We start from the raw sequence: 18,601 nt of genomic DNA on the forward strand, positions 1-18,601 counted from the left end.
CCGATCAAAATTTGACCATGCGCCTTCTTTCAATGCACCAGATCACGCCGAAGCGCGCAATCGGATTGCTGCATCCCTTTAGACGTGATCACTGCACCTCAGACAACCATGCAAGGTGAGCCGGAATGAAAAAGATCGAAGCGATCATCAAGCCGTTCAAACTGGACGAAGTGAAAGAGGCACTGCAGGACGTTGGTGTCCAGGGTCTCAGCGTGATCGAAGTCAAAGGCTTTGGCCGCCAGAAGGGTCACACCGAGCTGTATCGCGGCGCGGAATATGTCGTCGACTTTCTGCCCAAAGTAAAAGTTGAGGTCGTATTGGACGACGATCAGGTTGACGCCGCGATCGAAGCCATCGTCTCGGCCGCGAAAACCGACAAGATCGGTGACGGCAAGATCTTTGTCTCGCCCGTCGAGCAAGCCATTCGCATCCGTACCGGCGAGACCGGTTCGGAAGCCCTGTAACACACCCATCTTCAACTCAGAGGAAACAAGAGAATGAGCAAGGACGCAGTTCTTCAGCTGATCAAGGACGAAGGCGCAGAGTACGTCGACATCCGTTTCACCGACCCGCGCGGCAAGCTTCAGCACGTGACCATCATGGCCGACCAGGTCGATGAAGACTTCCTGGAAGAAGGCTTCATGTTCGATGGTTCGTCCATTGCGGGCTGGAAGTCGATCGAAGCGTCGGACATGAAACTGATGCCCGACACCGAAAGCGCCTATGTCGACCCGTTCTACGCGGAAAAAACCATCTGCGTTCACTGCTCGGTTGTTGAGCCCGACACCGGCGAAGCCTATGAGCGTGACCCGCGCGGCACCGCCCAGAAAGCCGAAGCTTACCTGAAAGCCTCGGGCATCGGTGATGTGGCCTACATGGGCCCCGAAGCTGAATTCTTCCTGTTCGACGACGTCCGTTTCTCGAACAGCATCAACAAAGTATCCTACGAAGTTGATGCGACCGACGCGTCGTGGAACACCGACACCGAGTACGAGATGGGCAACATGGGCCATCGTCCGGGCGTCAAGGGCGGCTACTTCCCCGTGAACCCGGTTGACGAAGCACAAGACCTGCGTTCGGAAATGCTGTCGACCATGAAGCGTCTGGGCATGAAAGTGGACAAGCACCACCACGAGGTTGCGTCCTGTCAGCATGAGCTGGGCTTGATCTTTGACAGCCTGACCAAGCAAGCCGACGAGCTGCAGAAGTACAAATACGTCATCCACAACGTTGCGCACGCCTATGGCAAGTCGGCCACCTTCATGCCGAAGCCGATCGCAGGTGACAACGGCACCGGTATGCACGTGAACATGTCGATCTGGAAAGACGGCAAGCCTCTGTTCGCCGGCGACAAATACGCCGACCTGTCGGACGAAGCGCTGTACTTCATCGGCGGTGTTCTGAAGCACGCGAAGACTCTGAACGCCTTCACCAACCCGTCGACCAACAGCTACAAGCGACTGATCCCGGGCTTCGAAGCACCTGTTCTGCGCGCCTACTCGGCCCGTAACCGTTCGGGTTGTGTCCGTATTCCGTGGACCGAAAGCCCGAAAGCCAAGCGCGTCGAGGCTCGCTTCCCTGACCCAGCTGCGAACCCCTACCTGGCGTTTGCTGCGCTGCTTATGGCTGGTCTGGACGGCATCAAGAACAAGATCGATCCGGGCGAAGCCATGGACAAGAACCTGTACGATCTGCCTGCTGAAGAACTGGCCGACATCCCGACCGTTTGCGGCTCGCTGCGTGAGGCTCTGGAAGCTCTGGCATCCGATCACGACTTCCTGCTGCAGGGCGACGTGTTCACCAAAGACCAGATCGACGGCTACATCGCACTGAAGATGGAAGAGGTCGAAACCTACGAGCACACACCGCACCCGGTAGAATACGGCATGTACTACAGCTGCTAAGCCGGTTGCAGACCTACCATTCCAAGGGCGTCCATTCGGGCGCCCTTGTTTCGTTTGGCGTGATCTTTCAAACTGACAGTCAAAACAGGTTGGGAGAGAGCGCATGTCACCCGATGACCCGTTCGCGCAATTCACCGAATATGTGACCTCGGCGGAACAGCTGGAAGGCATTACCGGCGCGCCATTGCCTCAGATCATCGCAAAGGAACTGTCGGCTCTGGATCAGATGTGCCGGGACTTCATCGACAGGTCCACATTCTGCCTGATAGCATCAGCCAACCCGGACGGGTATCTTGATATCTCGCCGCGTGGCGATCCCGAAGGCTTCGTGCATGTCATCTCGGATAAAATGCTCGCTATCCCTGACCGACCCGGCAACAAACGCGTCGATACCTTTCACAACGTTCTGAAAGACCCACGCGTCAGTGTAATCTTCTTCGTCCCCGGCAAGATGGAGACGCTGCGCCTTCGCGGTACGGCGCGCATCTGTTCCGATGAAACGCTCTTGGGTACCATGGCCATCAAAGGCAAAGCGCCCAAGTTGGCGCTGCTGATCCATGTCGAAACCGCCTTTGCCCACTGCCCTAAATGCGTCATCCGCTCCAACCTCTGGCAGCCGGAGAACTGGCCTGACTCCTCAGACCTGCCGAATATGAACGCGATGATGGTCAAACACGCCAAGATCGACAAAACCCCCGATGAATGGTTCGAAGACCTCAAGCAAGCAGGTGAGTTGGACCTGTATTAAACCCTTTGCGAAGCAAGGGCTGGCGGCTAGCCTTGGTGCAGATTGTATGAAGGAATTGACCTTATGTTGCGCATTCTAACCCTGACGCTCGCCCTGTCTGCACCGACGCTTGGTCTCGCGGCCCCCTGTGGGAATACCAGTGCCGGGTTCGAGGCTTGGAAAGCAGATTTCGCAAAGCAGGCCAAGAAATCCGGGGTAAAGAAGAAGGGCCTGCAGGCCTTGGCGCAAACGCAATATGCGACCGGAACCATTGCCGCGGATCGCAACCAGAAAAGCTTCAAATACTCGCTGGACAAATTCATGCGCGTGCGCGGGGCCGATACCATCGTTGCACAGGGACGCAAACGGAAGGCCAGAAACCCGGATTTCTACGCCGCGTTGGAACGCCAATATGGAGTTCCCGCCGGGGTTCTGATCGCCATCCACGGCATGGAAACCGGCTTTGGGGGTTTTATGGGCGACAGTCAGGTTGTGTCAGCAATAACCACTCTGGCCTATGATTGTCGCCGATCCGAGTTCTTCATTCCCCATGCAATTGGGGCACTGAAGCTGGTCGATCAGGGCAGTATCACCATGGCGACAAAAGGGGCAAAACATGGCGAGTTGGGCCATACTCAGTTTCTGCCCGGCAACGCGCTGACCTACGGTGTCGATGCTACTGGGGACCGGCGTGTGGACTTCTACAACATGACGGATGCGTTGGCCTCAACCGCCAATTTCCTGCGCAAGAAGGGCTGGAAACCCGGTCGCGGCTACCAGCCGGGGCAGCCAAATTTCAAGGTTATCCAGCAGTGGAACGCAGCCTCGGTTTACCAGCAATCGATCGCGATAATGGCCGCCCGAATCGATGGATAGCCTGGCCGCGATCCCGCCGCGCGCCTCTCACAGTTCAGCCACAATATCGCCATAGTTGTACGGAAAAAGCCTCAATCGCTTGGTTTCCAAAGCGTAATCAATCAATCTGAATTTCGATTTTTTTTGCAATTTCGCCAAATTCTGCCCCACATCGCGCTTTAGAATGCTTCCCAAGACGGTTTGCGACAAAGGAATGCGCAGTGACCAAAAATCACAGCTATCATGGCGGCTTGCAATTTGCAGGCGACACCGACGGCGCAGTCGAGCGTTTCGGAACCATTGTCGCTGCGACCCTGGAAGACTACGGCCACCTCGTTGAGCGCAAGGCCCTGCTGAGCAACACAGAGGCCAGCATCGTCTGCAGCCAGTATCTCGTGCGGCTCACGCTCGAGACCGAGGACCTGCAGCCCGACGACCGGCATGAGCGTCTGGACCGTGCCGCCGGGCTGAAGACCCTGGTCAGGCCGTCTGCGTCGCGTCCTCGCAACCGTTTGGTTATCAAGATCTCCCCGGTGTCCCCCCTGCTGGATGATTCCGAGATCTCGGAGCTGATGCTGGTGGTCATCCTGTATCGCATGGTCGACATCTGCTCATCCCAGCGGGTGGAATGGATGTCGCCGCACACGGTTCTGACCGTCGAGCAGTTCATGAGCGCCTTCGACACGCTGGCGCCGACCAAACCCAGAAGCCGCAAGCAGATTTTTCAGGCCGTGACAGGGCAATTTGCGGGCTTGAACTATCCGGAACTCGAAGAGCCCGAGATTGCCGCCCCTGCCCCCCGCCCCATCCAACTAACCGATGAGCAATTGCTGAGCATCGCCTTTCGCACCGAAGATGACCCGGTGGCGCAGGCCACGCCCGATCCGCAAGAGGAAACCTCGGATCGTCCCAGCGACGCCCTACGGCTGAGCAGCTGGTGCCTGACGGGTGTAGTCGCAAGCATGTCCGCTCCGATTGCTGTGTCGATGGCTGCGGTCAACCTGATCCGAGGTGAGGATTTCCGCCTGAACACACAAGTTCTGGTCTTTACCATTGCGATCGTAGCGCTGAACACCAGCAACGCGTTTGCCGATGTCGCCACCGTGCTTGGCATGTAACCTCATTACCGAAGACCCTCCTTGGAGGCCCCGCCATCAGGCGGGGTTTTCCATTTTTGGCAGCTGGTTTGCAGACAAAACATAGGTATGGATCGAAAACACCACGGCGCGCGTTTCCGGTAGGCGCAGAAGTGTCTGGCGCTCACTTCGCAAATAAGGGGCGCGACCACGATCGCGGATTTCACGCGGATTGCTGGCGCTACGGGGCTGGTGCAGCTCAGGGTCGTCATACCAGAGGGCATTGAACCGCCAGAGCGGTCGCCCCGGTTGTATCCCGTCAAACAGGCGCTGCACACGACGAGCGATATTGTCATCATAACTGTCCACGGGCACATGAATTCCAACCAACGGCCGCATAAACTTTTCACGCAAGCGCCAACTGGCTGGAAAGCACAGGATCGCACCGGTCAGAACATGCTCATCCCCGTGTTTCTGGAGGATGCAGAAATCCTCTTGCACCAGATTGCACAGCGTATCCAACGGGTTTGCAAAATCAATCGGCACACGAACACCATCCGGGCGCAAAGCGCAGTCCGTCGCCTCTGGGTAGGTTTTGCGCAGCACAAGCTGTAACAGCTCTTGCGCGGCTGGCTCCGCCTCGGGGGACAGGGCCAGCACATCGTCCCGCTGGCTTTTCAACAGCGCGGCACGGTGCGCCATTTGCGCGGCGAATGCATCGTCCTGGTGCAACCATTCCGACATATCGGTGGGCTGAATGCCCGGCAAGGCGCGGGTTTGGCTCGGATCGTATGGGATACTGGACTGTAAAATGGCAACCATGCCATCCACTTATCATTGGCCTGACCGACTGTCGGCAAAAAAGCGACCAAGAATCCGTCGTATTCTTCTGGGACACCCCAGACCGAAGTTTGATACCTCTGGGGCGAACCAGCAGAGGCCAGTCATGAACCAGCATTACCGCGACACGCGTAAAATCGACCCGACCCGAGGCGCAACGCTCGGCGATGGTACGCCGAATGACAATGACCGAATCGAAATCGGGCCCACGCAACTTGCCTTTGAGGAATGGGCAGCAGCCGGGCTGGTCCTGCCTAACCTCGAGCGTATGCGGGAATATCGCTGGAAGCGTCTGACCCAAGCCATCGTGGATCGTGGCTATGGCGGGCTGCTGATTTTTGACCCGCTCAATATCCGCTATGCAACCGACAGCACGAACATGCAGCTGTGGAACACCCACAACCCATTCCGCGCCGTTCTGCTGTGCGCTGACGGGTATATGGTGATCTGGGACTACAAGAACTCACCTTTCCTGTCCGAATTCAACCCGCTTGTGCGCGAGCAGCGCTCGGGCGCGGACCTGTTCTATTTCGACCGGGGCGACAAGGTGGATGTCGCGGCTGATGTGTTTTCGAACGAGGTGCGGATCCTGATCGAGGAACATAGCGGCGGCAACAAGCGTCTGGCCGTCGACAAGATCATGCTGCACGGTCTGCGCGCGCTTGAGGCGCAGGGTTTTGAGGTGATGGAAGGCGAAGAGCTGACCGAGAAAACCCGCGCCATCAAAGGCCCGGATGAGATTCTGGCCATGCGCTGCGCCAGCCACGCCTGCGAAACCGCCGTGGCTGAGATGGAGAAATTCGCCCGCGCCAATGTGGGGGATGGCAAGACCTCGGAAGATGACATCTGGGCGGTTTTACACGCTGAAAACATCCGCCGCGGTGGCGAGTGGATTGAAACCCGCCTGCTGGCTTCGGGTCAGCGCACCAACCCGTGGTTCCAGGAATGCGGCCCACGCATCACCCAACAGAACGAGATCATCGCCTTTGATACCGATCTGGTTGGCTCTTACGGGATTTGCGTGGATATCTCGCGCACTTGGTGGATCGGTGACCAGAAGCCGCGCCCGGACATGATCTATGCCATGCAGCACGCGCATGAGCATATCATGACCAACATGGAGATGCTGAAACCCGGCGTCATGATCCCTGAGCTTACCGCCAATACACATAGGCTCGATGACAAGTTTCAGGCCCAGAAATACGGCTGCCTGATGCATGGCGTCGGTCTGTGCGATGAATGGCCTCTGGTCGCGTACCCGGACAAAGCGGTCGCGGGCGCCTATGACTACGCACTCGAACCCGGCATGGTCCTGTGCGTTGAGGCCGCCGTTGGTGAGGTCGGTGGGGACTTTTCGATCAAGCTGGAAGATCAGGTTCTGATCACCGAAGACGGCTATGAGAACCTGACCAAATACCCGTTTGATGCCCGTTTGATGGGGCTGGAATAAGCACTCAATCCGGCCAGGTTGAACGCCGGACATTCCCGTGCCAATCCTCGTATGGAAGGGCGGCTTCGACACTGGTCGGGGTCGCCCTTTCCCAATTCTGACCCAGTGAAAAGCCCAATACCCCGCTAAGCGCGATAAGGATCAGCAGATCAGCGCGGAGGTTATGCTGGCGCGGAGCGCATGCCGTATGTGTCATCTCGGTCTCCTTGTCTTGCTTGGTGTGACAGCTGCAAGATGGGGGGAAGAGATCAATTATGAAAACGAATATTTGATGTGTGTATCATCACATTTCGTGAATACCGAAATAATCACTGGTTTTTGCTCACCTTCCCGTGACGCTTCCTACAATGGGGTTGAGACATCCGGCACAACTGCACACTATTGATCCCATACCGAAATCCAAGGAACTGCCATGCCCACCGAACGCATCACTTTTGCCGGTCACGACGGCGGCCGTCTGGCCGCGCGACTCGACCTGCCGGAAGGACCCGTCCTGGCGACCGCTCTGTTTGCGCATTGCTTCACCTGCTCAAAGGACATTCCTGCCGCGCGTCGGATTTCGGCCCGTTTGGCGGCAATGGGCATTGCCGTTTTGCGTTTTGATTTCACGGGACTGGGCCATTCCGAGGGTGAGTTCGCAAACACAACCTTTACTTCGAATGTGGAGGACCTGATCGCGGCCGCGCACTACCTTGTGGGCCGAGACATGCCCCCCGCGTTGCTGATTGGGCATTCCCTCGGGGGCGCTGCGGTTCTGCGCGCGCGGGCGGGCATTCCTTCGGTCAAGGCGGTGGTAACGCTTGGGGCGCCAGCCGATCCAGGGCACGTCTCGCACCATTTCGAACAGGCCCTGCCCGAGATCGAACAAGAGGGCAGCGCCGAGGTTTCTCTGGGCGGTCGCCCCTTCCGCATTGGCAAGGCCTTTGTCGATGACATCTCGGAGGCCGCGTTGACCCCCTCGGTCGCCGACCTGAAGGCCGCGCTTTTGATCCTGCACGCACCGCGGGATGAGACGGTGAGCATCGACAATGCCAGCACGCTCTTTATGGCGGCCAAACATCCCAAAAGCTTCGTGACGCTCGACGATGCCGATCACCTGATCACGCGCGCCAAAGACGCCGAATATGCCGCTGATGTCATTTCGGCGTGGGTGTCGCGTTACATCGAACTGCGCCCGCCTGCCCCGCCACCGGGCGCGCCCGAAGGTGTTGTCCGGGTGACCGAGGCCGATCCCAATGGCTTTTTGCAAGATATCCAGGCGGGACCGCGCCATCACGTCGTCGCAGATGAGCCCGCCTCATACGGCGGTACGGATCGCGGCATGTCGCCTTACGGCTTTGTCTCGTCGGGACTTGGCGCATGTACGTCGATGACGATCCGCATGTACGCACGCCGCAAGAAATGGCCGCTGACCCGAGTGTCGGTCGATGTGTGTCACAACAAGGTCCACGCGCAGGATGCCGGACTGAACGGCGACGCCAAGGTCGATCTATTCCGCCGCAAGATCCGGCTAGAGGGGCCTCTGGATCAGGCCCAGCGCGACCGTCTTCTGGAAATCGCCGACAAATGCCCGGTGCATCGCACGCTGGAGGGTTCGGCGCATATCACAACCGAACTCCTCCCCTGAGCGTGACGATTCTCAGCCCCTGCGAGGCGCGGGCCGATGGATCGGAGGCCGCGCTGCTGGCGGTCGCGCAACCGGAGGCCGTGGCCGCGCTGGCGGCTTCGCGATCGGCGGCGTCGGACGTGCCGGAGGTCTATTGACTGGCGGTCGGTCCGGCCTGTCCGGACGGTCGATATCGATATCCACATCCACGTCGTGGTAATAATCGTTCCACAGCATCGAGTCGTAGAAGGGATCATACCCGTATCCGACCCCTACCCCGACGCTGACGCCATCACAGGCCGCCAGAGTCAGGCTTGAAATCCCCAGACCCAACACAAGAACGGATCGCTTCATCAGTTTACGTGTCATCTGAGCCTCCTATTGCAACGACCGAAACGACGCGAACACGGCGTTCAGATCATCCACATAGGCAGGATCGGCCCCATTCCGCAGGATTGTCACGGCAATCGCAACGCGCCCACGGGGCAGATCAATGATGGTGGCGGTGAAACTTACGCCTCCGTCGCGCGTGCCGGTGCCTCGGATCACCTTGGCGGGCAGCCCTGCAATCCGAGTGTCGCTGGTGCTGGTCACCGTAGGATCATTCACCAGAAACTTGTCGATATCCTCCAGATACCGCAACCCGTCCTGAATGCTGTTAACTCCTGCCGGCGAGACAAAGCCCATCCAGACCGAGTCATCCGTGACCGGCTTGAACCCCATCACACGCGCCACAGCGCGGGGGTCGCCCAGCTCCGTGTCTTCAATGTCGCGTGGTCCGCCTGTGCGCAGCACCCAGAAATCCGGCACCGCAAAGCTGAAGAGCGCACGCTCGGCGTCGGTATAAGTCACCGGGGTATCTGCGGCAGCTGGCACAGCCGCCCCGACCCAAAGGGCCGCGCAGGCCGCCAGAGCCGTCTTTAAACGAATACGCATATCTCAATTGCCTAATTATTTCACTGATCGCAGATTGGCCCGTCGCGGCTGGTCTTGTCCAGCACCCCCTTGCCTGGAAAAGAAAAAACCCGCGCCTCGGATCTCGGGGCGCGGGTTAGAATTTCAGCAGGCTCAGGCGCTTAGCTGCGCGCCTCTCCGACCAGTTTCCAAACGGCGGGGATCAGCAGTGCCGCCAGACCCAGCTTGATGGCGTCGCCCAGCAGGAACGGTGTCAGGCCCCATTCCAGGATCGGCTTGTCCCAACCGTAGAGCTGACCCAGCCACAGCAGGCCCGGTACGTAGATCAGAACGTTGGCCAGCAGTAGCGCCAGTGCCAGTTTGGTAACCGAGCGGTCCCAGCCGCGCGCGGCCAGAGCGCCCAGCAGAACGGTCGCCATAAGGTAGCCGACCAGATAGCCGCCGGTGCCGCCCATCATGTAGGTCAGACCGAACTTCTCGGCCGAGGAACCTGCGAACACGTCAAAGCCCAGCGCGCCAACCAACAGGTAGCCAAGCATGGTGATCAGACCCAAACGTGCGCCATAGGCGGTGCCGATGGTCAAGACAGCAAAAGTGCCCATTGTGATAGGAACAGGCCACATCGGCACTTTGATTTTCGCAGCAACCGCTAGGGCCACGATGCCCAGAGCGACCAGAACAACCTGCTTGACCAGCAGCGCCGTCCCTTCACGCGGGCCAAACGCATTGGCCAGAACGTTTACATTCATCTTAACTTCTCCCAATTCGGACCAAGATTTCTGCACCAGCAATGCCCTGTCGGCGCCCAAACTGCAACATGATTACGCTATCGCAGCATAGTCTGTGGTCATTTCGTAGGATTTTCGCGGCCCATTCACCGTCCATTGCACCGACCAGCGGGGCCAGTCGTGGAAATCATAGACCGCATCGTAGCTGTCAGGCGCACAATCATGGTGGTCCGAGGCGTTTTGCGCGCCCAGCGTCAAGGCATGGAAAAACCGGCCGTCGTCGAAATGGATCAGCACGCGATCCGCGCCGTCGCGCCATAAATACTTGCGGGTTCCTTTCATCGGAGGCTGTCCGGGGATGTTGAGCGTCACCTCTTCGATGTAGATCAGCCCGTCCTCGGATCGCAGAAGCAGGGCCTCTCCCTCTGCCTGCAGGACCTGCCCGGCCCGCGCATCGCGGATCGTGCGCGTCAGGCGCCAGCGCCCTTCGAAATCGGACAATGTCGTTGGTACGGTCGTCATTTTCACTATCCCGGCCAGATCGCCGCAATCGGGCACTCATGCCTTGTTCCCATACGCCTGCGGCGTTAAACCCCGCCGCATCGCTCTCTGCCAAATCACAATAAGGTCCTGCTGCCAATGATTCCCCGTTATTCCCGTCCCGAGATGGTTGCCATCTGGTCGCCCGAAACCAAGTTCCGCATCTGGTACGAAATCGAGGCGCATGCCTGCGAAGCCATGGCCGATCTGGGCGTGATCCCGCGTGAGAACGCCGACGCGGTGTGGAAAGCCAAGGACGTGGAATTCGACGTGGCCCGCATTGATGAGATCGAGGCCGTCACCAAGCACGACGTCATCGCCTTCCTGACTCACCTGGCCGAGCATGTGGGCAGCGAAGAGGCCCGCTTTGTCCATCAGGGCATGACCAGCTCAGACGTTCTGGATACCTGCTTCAACGTACAGCTGACCCGCGCCGCCGATATTCTGATCGCAGACCTCGAAGGGTTGCTGGCTGCTCTGAAGCGCCGCGCCATCGAACACAAAAACACGGTTCGCATCGGCCGCAGCCACGGCATCCACGCTGAGCCGACGACGATGGGCCTGACCTTCGCCCGCTTCTACGCCGAGATGGATCGCAACCTGTCTCGTATGCGTGACGCGCGCGCCGAAATCGCCACCGGCGCGATCAGCGGCGCGGTCGGCACCTTTGCGAACATCGACCCGCGCGTTGAAGAGCATGTGTGCGACCAGTTGGGTCTGGTGCCCGAGCCGATCAGCACTCAGGTCATCCCGCGCGACCGCCACGCGGCCTTCTTTGCCACTCTGGGTGTCATCGCCAGCAGCATTGAGAACATCGCCATCGAAATCCGTCACATGCAGCGGACTGAGGTGCTGGAGGGGGCCGAATTCTTCTCGATGGGTCAAAAAGGCTCCTCGGCGATGCCGCACAAGAAGAACCCTGTGCTGACCGAAAACCTGACAGGTCTGGCCCGCATGGTGCGTGCAGCGGTGATCCCGGCGATGGAAAACGTGGCGCTCTGGCATGAACGCGATATCTCGCATTCCTCGGTCGAGCGCATGATCGGGCCGGACGCCACAATCACGCTGGACTTCGCCTTGTCCCGACTGACCGGCGTTGTCGACAAAATGCTGATCTTCCCTGAAAACATGCTGGAGAACATGAACAAGTTCCCCGGCCTCGTGATGAGCCAGCGCGTGCTGCTGGCGCTAACCCAAGCCGGTGTCAGCCGCGAAGATGCCTATGCCATGGTTCAGCGCAACGCGTTGAAAGTCTGGGAACACCGCACCGATTTCAAAGAGGAACTGCTGGCAGATTCCGACGTGACCGCCGCCCTCAGCGTAGAAGAGATCGAAGAGAAATTCGACCTGGGCTACCACACCAAGCATGTCGACACGATTTTCGAGCGTGTCTTCGGCGAATAAACCATCCCAGAAAAGCGCCCGGCCCCTCATCGACCGGGCGTTTTTTGCATCCTCACGCACTTCGTGAACAAAAATTCTGTCTGCTTTGTGAATAAATCGAAAAGCTCCGGTGTTAGCTTTTTTGAAGATCACACTATGATTTCAATGAGCAGACCTGACCACGGAGTTAAAACTATGCGCATTCTTCTTGCATCCGCGATTGCACTGACCTCTTTCGCCTTTTCCCCCATCGCAGCCCACGCGGCAGGTGGCGGCGGTGCCAATCCACCCAAGCCCACCAACACGACAAAGAAATGCCTGTTCGGCCGGGTCTGGAGCGAAGAGCGCGGGCGCTGTGTAAAACCGAGTGCTACGAATTTCACCGATGAGGACCTCTATGAAGCCGTGCGTGAGCTGGCTTATGATGGTCAGTTGGAAAACGCCCAGAACATCCTGCGCGTGATGAGCGATCAAAGCGATGACCGCGTTCTGACCTACTGGGGCTTCACGCACCGCAAGATGGGCAACATTGAGCTAGCAAACGCCTATTACGAGCAGGCCATCGCCACCAACCCCGACAACCTTCTGGCGCGCAGCTATATGGCTCAGGGTTTTGTTTCCGAAGGGAAAACTGATCTGGCCATTGCGCAGTGGCGCGAAATCAAGGCGCGTGGAGGCGAAGGCACCTGGGCCGAGGCGTCTCTGCGCGAGGCCATCAAGACCGGGCTGACCTATAACTACTGAGGTTCAGCCTTTCTTTACCTGATTCCCGCTAACCTGCCTGTGGAACGGAACTTTGACACCGCAGGCAGATGCAGGACATGAATACTTTGGTTCAGGTGGCCCAGGGGGCTCAGCCCTCGGGCGCAGGTCAGGCGGACGACGCGCCCCGTGTCGTCCCGCGCACACTCAGCAATCGTCAAAAGGCCGCTATCGTGGTGCGTCTGTTGCTGAATGAAGGGGCGGATATTCCGTTAGAGGAGCTGCCCGACGATTTGCAGGAAACACTCACGCATCAACTGGGTCAGATGGGTCTTGTGGACCGTGTGACGCTGGATGCCGTGGCGCAGGAATTTGGCGATGCGCTGGATAGCGTGGGTCTGTCCTTCCCCCATGGGCTCGCTGGTGCGCTGGATGCGGTCAACGGCAAGATTGCCCCCGCCACCGCTGCGAGATTGCGCAAGATCGCTGGCGTGCGTCAGATCGGCGATCCGTGGCAACGACTGCGCGAGATTTCGGCCGAGGATCTGGCCCAGATGGCGCAGGCAGAAAGTACCGAGGTGGCCGCCGTTATGCTGTCCAAACTCGACACAGCCAAAGCCGCGCAATTGCTGGGGCACCTGCCCGGCCCCATTGCGCGGCGCATCACCTATGCGATCTCCAAAACGGCCAATGTGACCCCTGAAGCTGTAGAACGGATCGGCTGGTCGCTGGCCGCACAACTGGATCAACGCCCGTCGCAGGCGTTTTCCGACGGCCCCGGCGCGCGTGTGGGGGCCATACTGAACCAATCGGCAGCCTCGACCCGCGACGGGTTGCTGACAGCTCTGAACGAAGAGGATGCCGAATTCGCAGACATTGTGCGTCAATCCATCTTCACCTTCGCGCATATCCCGGCCCGTATCGCGACGCGCGACGTGCCCGCCATTCTGCGCGGGGTGGAACAAGCCAGCCTTGTCACCGCGCTGGCGGGGGCCGCCGCTGATGATGACAAGGCCTCGGTCGAGTTCATCCTGACCAACATCTCCGCCCGTATGGCGGATAATCTGCGCGAAGAAATGGCTGAACGCGGGCGCGTCAAACAGTCCGAGGCCGAAGAGGCGATGACTAAAATCGTAGGTGCAATCCGCACCTTGGTGGACGATGGCACGCTGACATTGGTCGAGCCGGAAGAAGACGAAGACTGACCTCACCCGGCAGAGTGCTTGAGCTTGCCGGGCCGGGCCTGTATGTCTGGCCCAGCAAAACGCAACACGCCGTGAGACACCTCCATGCCTGTCGAAAAGTCAGAGCTCAGCCGGTTTGAGCTTGGGAAATACTATGTCGCCAGTCTGTTCCTGAAAGGCGTGATCGGTGGCATGCGGTTGCTGCCCTATGGGACCCGCATCGCGGCAATGGGTACCTTGGTGCGCGGATTGGCCCCTCTGGTCGGATTTCGCAAACGGGTCCGAAACAACCTGAAACTCACCTGCCCCGAGCTGTCAGAGCGTGACATTAACCGTATCTCGGCTGAGGTTTCGGACAACGCAGGTCGGGCCATGATGGAGCACTTCTCGCCCGAAGGGTTCACAGCGCGCCAACGCAACGCCAAGCTGTCCGGCCCCGGTGTCGCCGCTTTTGATGCCGCCTCCGCCGAGGGGCGACCGGTCATGATTATTGCCGCGCATTTCGGCCACTATCTGGCAACGCGGATCGCGCTGCAAGCCCGCAGCGGGCGCCCCCTGGGGTGCCTCTATCGCCGCATGGCCAACCCCTATTTCAATGAGGCCTATGTCGAAGCCTTCTACAAAACCGGCTCGCCCATGTTCGAACAGGGTCGGCGCGGAATGGTTGAGATGGTCCGCTCTCTCAAAGGCGGTGAGATGATCGCCATCGTCTCTGACCTGCATGTTCACGGCGGCGAGGAGTTGATGTTCTTTGGCAAGCCCGCAGTCACATCCGTTCTGAACGCCGAACTTGCGATGAAATTCAACGCGGTCATGATCCCCTGCTACGCGGTGCGCCAAGCCAATGGCCTGGATTTCGAGATCGTGATGCACGACCCGGTGCCGCATTCCGACCCCAAAACCATGACGCAGTGTATCAATGATGATCTGGAACAGATGGTGCGCCAGCATATGGGGCAATGGTTCTGGATTCACCGCCGCTGGAAGGCCTGGAACGGGCTGGGTGTTCAGCCCGAAGATATGCCCTGATCACTTCGCATGCGCGGCGGCAATGATTGGCCCGTGACCTGCTCGCTGTACCATGACAACCGCTGGCAGGTCCGAGGCCAACTGCGCTGAAAACGTCTGCTCATTGACCCCATCCCAGCGCCCCGCCATCTGCCAGCTTTCCACCACATTGGCATAGTCGAGTTCATGGCCCGCAAGCTCTCCACGCCGGATCGAGGCGTGACGCAGCGGCGTGTACTGGACGATCCGCACGTCGTAGGTCTCGCCAGCAGGTAAGTCGATCGGCGTCACGCGCACCGTCAACTCTTGCCCCGAACGCTCAGCCTGCACTTCGGCTGTGGGCGCGGCGATCAGATGCGCCTTGATCAGCCGATCCAATTCCTGCACTTGAGCGCCAACCACGTCGTGCCGCCCATTGATCACCATCTGCGGCGTGTAGATCATCGACCGGCCACCATTGCGGGCATAGGCCCGCTGCCGCGTCGTATGATCAGGAATGGCGTATTCGTCCTTCCAGCCGATGTAGTCCCAGTAGTCCACATGCAGCGCCAGCCCGATCACGTCGTCGCGCTTGACCAGCTCGTGCAATAGCCGATCCGCCGGAGGGCAGGACGAACACCCTTGCGAGGTGAACAGCTCAATCACAACCGGATCCTCTTGCGCCGATACTGAAAAGGCGGCACAGGTGGATAGAATGGCGGCTGCTAGGGCGGATTTGAACATGAGTCCCCTCGGCTTGAAAATCATGCAAAACGGATAAACGTTTTGCTCTTCAAGCTCCAATCAAGGTTTCTTGAGACGAGGCGCTCCCCTGCCCTTGAATTTGCATACCACAGTATACACTTTCGATTTGTCACTAACTGACGCTTGAACCCCGGACAAACGTGATCAAGATAAACCGCAGCGAATCCCATTTTCCAAGTGATTTGAAAGGGAGGCCACAGGATGCCTATCAAAACCGGACAGGATACCGCCAAAACACGCCGCAGCCTGAGCGTGAATGGCAAAACCATTTCCTACTACTCCATCCCCGCCGCCCAGGAGGCCGGTCTGGGAGATTTCTCCAAGCTTCCCGCCGCGCTGAAAGTCGTGTTGGAAAACATGCTGCGGTTCGAGGATGACGGATTCTCGGTCTCGGTCGACGACATCAAAGCCTTTGCGGAATGGGGCGAAAACGGGGGCAAGTACCCGCGCGAGATCGCCTATCGCCCTGCCCGCGTGCTGATGCAGGATTTCACCGGTGTGCCTGCCGTGGTTGATCTGGCGGCGATGCGCGACGGGATCAAAGCCCTGGGCGGTGATGCGCAAAAGATCAATCCGCTGAACCCGGTGGATCTGGTCATCGACCACTCGGTCATGATTGACGAGTTCGGCAACCCGCGTGCGTTCCAGATGAATGTGGACCGTGAATATGAGCGCAATATGGAGCGCTACCAATTCCTGAAATGGGGTCAGAACGCCTTCAACAACTTCCGCGTCGTCCCCCCCGGCACCGGTATCTGCCATCAGGTGAACCTTGAATACCTGGCCCAAACCGTCTGGACGGATACCGATCAGAACGGGGAAGAAGTCGCCTATCCCGACACCCTCGTGGGCACCGATAGCCACACCACCATGGTCAACGGCATGGCCGTTCTGGGCTGGGGCGTCGGCGGGATTGAGGCTGAGGCAGCGATGCTCGGCCAGCCGATTTCCATGCTGATCCCCGAGGTTGTGGGATTTGAACTGACTGGAGCAATGGTGGAAGGAACCACCGGCACTGACCTTGTGTTGAAAGTCGTCGAGATGCTGCGTGAAAAAGGCGTGGTTGGTAAATTCGTCGAATTCTATGGCGAAGGTCTGGATCGCCTTCCGCTGGCCGACCGTGCCACGATCGCCAACATGGCCCCCGAATATGGCGCAACCTGCGGCTTCTTCCCGATCGACGGCGAAACCCTGCGCTACATGCGCAATACCGGACGCGACGAAGACCGTCTTGCGCTGGTCGAAGCCTATGCAAAGGAAAACGGACTGTGGCGTGATGAGACCTACGCGCCAATCTATACCGACACCCTGTCGCTTGATATGGGCACCATTGTGCCTGCTATCTCGGGGCCGAAACGTCCGCAGGACTATGTGGCGCTGACGGATGCGAAGGCCGCGTTCCTGAACGAGATGGAGAAGACCTTCAAACGCCCGATGGGCAAGCAGGTCGAAGTCAAAGGCGAGAATTACGGTATGGAGTCAGGCAAGGTCGTGATCGCCTCGATCACCTCCTGCACCAACACCTCGAACCCCTATGTGATGATCGGAGCGGGTCTGGTCGCGCGCAAAGCCGCCGCGCTGGGTCTTGACCGCAAGCCATGGGTCAAGACATCTCTGGCACCCGGATCGCAGGTTGTGTCGGCCTATCTTGAGGCCGCCGGATTGCAAGACGATCTGGACAAGATCGGGTTCAACCTTGTGGGCTATGGCTGCACCACCTGTATCGGCAACTCGGGCCCGATTCAGCGCGAAATCAGCGAGGCGATTTCCGAGGGCGATCTTGTTGCCACCTCCGTTCTGTCGGGCAACCGCAACTTCGAAGGACGGATCTCGCCGGATGTGCGCGCCAACTATCTGGCCTCGCCGCCTCTGGTCGTAGTGTATGCGCTGGCAGGCACCATGGATATTGACCTGACATCCGAACCCATCGGTCAGGATCGGGACGGCAATGACGTCTTTATGAAGGACATCTGGCCCAGCCAGAGCGAAATCGCGGAATTGGTCGAAGCAACCGTCACCCGCGAGGCGTTCCAGTCCAAATATGCGGACGTCTTCAAAGGGGATGAGAAATGGCGCGAGGTGGAGGTTCCGCAACAGGAAACCTATGACTGGCCACCGACCTCGACCTATATCCAGAACCCGCCCTATTTTCAGGGCATGGGGGCCGAGCCAGGCACGATCTCGAATATCGAAGGGGCCAAGGTGCTGGCGATCCTGGGCGATATGGTCACGACCGACCATATCTCACCCGCTGGTTCGTTTGCCACGACCTCGCCCGCCGGTCAGTACCTGATTGAACGTCAGGTGCAGCCACGTGAATTCAACTCCTACGGCTCACGCCGGGGCAACCACGAGGTTATGATGCGCGGCACCTTCGCCAATATCCGCATCAAGAACGAGATGTTGGATGGGGTCGAAGGCGGTTACACCAAGGGGCCGGATGGCGCGCAGACCTCAATCTACGACGCGTCGATGGCGTATCAGGCGAATGGCACCCCTCTGGTCGTTTTCGGAGGTGAACAATATGGCGCGGGCTCTTCTCGTGACTGGGCCGCGAAGGGGACTGCTCTGCTGGGCATCAAAGCCGTGATTGCAGAGAGTTTTGAGCGCATCCACCGTTCAAACCTCGTGGGCATGGGCGTGATTCCGTTTGAGTTCACCGGTGGTGATACCCGCAAAACGCTTGGGTTGAAGGGGGATGAGACGGTCTCGATCCATGGTCTGGACACGATTGAGCCGCTGCAGGAGGTGCCCTGCACCATCACCTATAGCGACGGGACAGAGAAGACCATCACCCTGAAATGCCGCATAGATACAGCCCCTGAGATCGAATACATCGAGAACGGCGGTGTTCTGCACTATGTGCTGCGCAATCTCGCGAAGGCGGGTTGACGTGGTGTTGATCAAGGGACTGAAAGGGACGCCGATTGGCGTCCTTT

General features: G+C 58.8%; 19 protein-coding genes. 12 read left to right on the top strand and 7 right to left on the bottom strand.

Features of this window, described 5'->3' with window-relative positions; all coding sequences use genetic code 11:
- Positions 1-125 precede the first annotated feature (125 nt).
- The 5 genes from J7394_RS14580 to J7394_RS14600 all read left to right on the top strand — a co-directional run bounded on the left by J7394_RS14580 (position 126) and on the right by J7394_RS14600 (position 4,604).
- Entirely contained in the window at positions 126-464 is a 339-nt protein-coding gene (locus tag J7394_RS14580) for a P-II family nitrogen regulator (RefSeq protein ID WP_170325301.1), read from the top strand.
- A gap of 33 nt (positions 465-497) precedes the next feature.
- A complete protein-coding gene (gene glnA / locus J7394_RS14585; RefSeq protein ID WP_209253988.1) occupies positions 498-1,904 on the top strand; it encodes a type I glutamate--ammonia ligase in 1,407 nt (468 codons plus the stop codon).
- Between the two features lie 103 nt (positions 1,905-2,007).
- Complete coding sequence (locus tag J7394_RS14590; protein ID WP_209253990.1) at positions 2,008-2,652, top strand: MSMEG_1061 family FMN-dependent PPOX-type flavoprotein; 645 nt, start codon at positions 2,008-2,010, stop codon at positions 2,650-2,652.
- 63 nt (positions 2,653-2,715) lie between these two features.
- A complete protein-coding gene (locus J7394_RS14595; RefSeq protein ID WP_209253992.1) occupies positions 2,716-3,507 on the top strand; it encodes a lytic transglycosylase domain-containing protein in 792 nt (263 codons plus the stop codon).
- Between the two features lie 200 nt (positions 3,508-3,707).
- Positions 3,708-4,604 (top strand): hypothetical protein, encoded by an 897-nt coding sequence (locus tag J7394_RS14600; RefSeq protein WP_209253994.1) that lies wholly within the window; start codon positions 3,708-3,710, stop codon positions 4,602-4,604.
- Positions 4,605-4,640: 36 nt separating this feature from the next.
- On the opposite strand, the gene J7394_RS14605 is transcribed toward J7394_RS14600, so the two are convergent.
- Positions 4,641-5,384: a DUF3445 domain-containing protein gene (locus J7394_RS14605; protein WP_209253996.1), complete on the bottom strand. Its 744-nt coding sequence runs from the start codon at positions 5,382-5,384 to the stop codon at positions 4,641-4,643.
- A gap of 124 nt (positions 5,385-5,508) precedes the next feature.
- Here J7394_RS14605 and dddP point away from each other — a divergent pair, with 124 nt between their 5' ends.
- Positions 5,509-6,852, top strand: coding sequence for a dimethylsulfonioproprionate lyase DddP (gene dddP, locus J7394_RS14610; protein WP_209253998.1), 1,344 nt, complete (start codon positions 5,509-5,511; stop codon positions 6,850-6,852).
- 4 nt (positions 6,853-6,856) lie between these two features.
- Here dddP and J7394_RS14615 read toward each other — a convergent pair whose 3' ends face one another.
- The gene (locus J7394_RS14615) at positions 6,857-7,048 is read right to left on the bottom strand and encodes a hypothetical protein (protein ID WP_209254000.1); all 192 of its coding nucleotides are present in this window, start codon (positions 7,046-7,048) and stop codon (positions 6,857-6,859) included.
- Between the two features lie 216 nt (positions 7,049-7,264).
- Between J7394_RS14615 and J7394_RS14620 the strand changes: the two genes are divergently transcribed.
- Positions 7,265-8,479, top strand: coding sequence for a bifunctional alpha/beta hydrolase/OsmC family protein (locus J7394_RS14620; protein WP_209254002.1), 1,215 nt, complete (start codon positions 7,265-7,267; stop codon positions 8,477-8,479).
- A gap of 12 nt (positions 8,480-8,491) precedes the next feature.
- Here J7394_RS14620 and J7394_RS14625 read toward each other — a convergent pair whose 3' ends face one another.
- The 4 genes from J7394_RS14625 to J7394_RS14640 form a co-directional block, all read right to left on the bottom strand.
- The gene (locus J7394_RS14625) at positions 8,492-8,827 is read right to left on the bottom strand and encodes a hypothetical protein (protein ID WP_170374057.1); all 336 of its coding nucleotides are present in this window, start codon (positions 8,825-8,827) and stop codon (positions 8,492-8,494) included.
- A 9-nt stretch (positions 8,828-8,836) separates the two neighbouring features.
- On the bottom strand, positions 8,837-9,394 hold the full coding sequence (locus J7394_RS14630) for a hypothetical protein (protein WP_209254004.1): 558 nt from the start codon (positions 9,392-9,394) through the stop codon (positions 8,837-8,839).
- A 140-nt stretch (positions 9,395-9,534) separates the two neighbouring features.
- A complete protein-coding gene (locus J7394_RS14635) occupies positions 9,535-10,122 on the bottom strand; it encodes a biotin transporter BioY (protein WP_209254006.1) in 588 nt (195 codons plus the stop codon).
- Positions 10,123-10,194: 72 nt separating this feature from the next.
- Positions 10,195-10,623 carry a DUF6314 family protein gene (locus J7394_RS14640; protein WP_209254008.1) on the bottom strand — a complete coding sequence of 143 codons (429 nt, stop codon included), beginning with the start codon at positions 10,621-10,623 and terminating at the stop codon, positions 10,195-10,197.
- A gap of 117 nt (positions 10,624-10,740) precedes the next feature.
- On the opposite strand from J7394_RS14640, the gene purB reads away from it, so the two are divergent.
- The 4 genes from purB to J7394_RS14660 all read left to right on the top strand — a co-directional run bounded on the left by purB (position 10,741) and on the right by J7394_RS14660 (position 14,939).
- Entirely contained in the window at positions 10,741-12,045 is a 1,305-nt protein-coding gene (purB, locus tag J7394_RS14645; RefSeq protein ID WP_209254010.1) for an adenylosuccinate lyase, read from the top strand.
- A gap of 174 nt (positions 12,046-12,219) precedes the next feature.
- Positions 12,220-12,768, top strand: coding sequence for a hypothetical protein (locus J7394_RS14650; protein WP_209254012.1), 549 nt, complete (start codon positions 12,220-12,222; stop codon positions 12,766-12,768).
- A 77-nt stretch (positions 12,769-12,845) separates the two neighbouring features.
- Entirely contained in the window at positions 12,846-13,931 is a 1,086-nt protein-coding gene (locus tag J7394_RS14655; RefSeq protein WP_209254014.1) for a flagellar motor switch protein FliG, read from the top strand.
- A gap of 84 nt (positions 13,932-14,015) precedes the next feature.
- Complete coding sequence (locus tag J7394_RS14660) at positions 14,016-14,939, top strand: lysophospholipid acyltransferase family protein (protein ID WP_209254015.1); 924 nt, start codon at positions 14,016-14,018, stop codon at positions 14,937-14,939.
- Here J7394_RS14660 and J7394_RS14665 read toward each other — a convergent pair whose 3' ends face one another.
- Positions 14,940-15,641, bottom strand: a complete 702-nt coding sequence (locus J7394_RS14665; protein WP_209254016.1) for a thioredoxin family protein — start codon at positions 15,639-15,641, stop codon at positions 14,940-14,942. It abuts the gene before it with no gap.
- Between the two features lie 222 nt (positions 15,642-15,863).
- Here J7394_RS14665 and acnA point away from each other — a divergent pair, with 222 nt between their 5' ends.
- Positions 15,864-18,554: an aconitate hydratase AcnA gene (gene acnA / locus J7394_RS14670; protein WP_209254017.1), complete on the top strand. Its 2,691-nt coding sequence runs from the start codon at positions 15,864-15,866 to the stop codon at positions 18,552-18,554.
- The last annotated feature ends 47 nt before the right edge of the window (positions 18,555-18,601 follow it).

The sequence above is a fragment of the Ruegeria sp. R13_0 genome, from assembly GCF_017743995.1.
Lineage (GTDB): Bacteria > Pseudomonadota > Alphaproteobacteria > Rhodobacterales > Rhodobacteraceae > Ruegeria.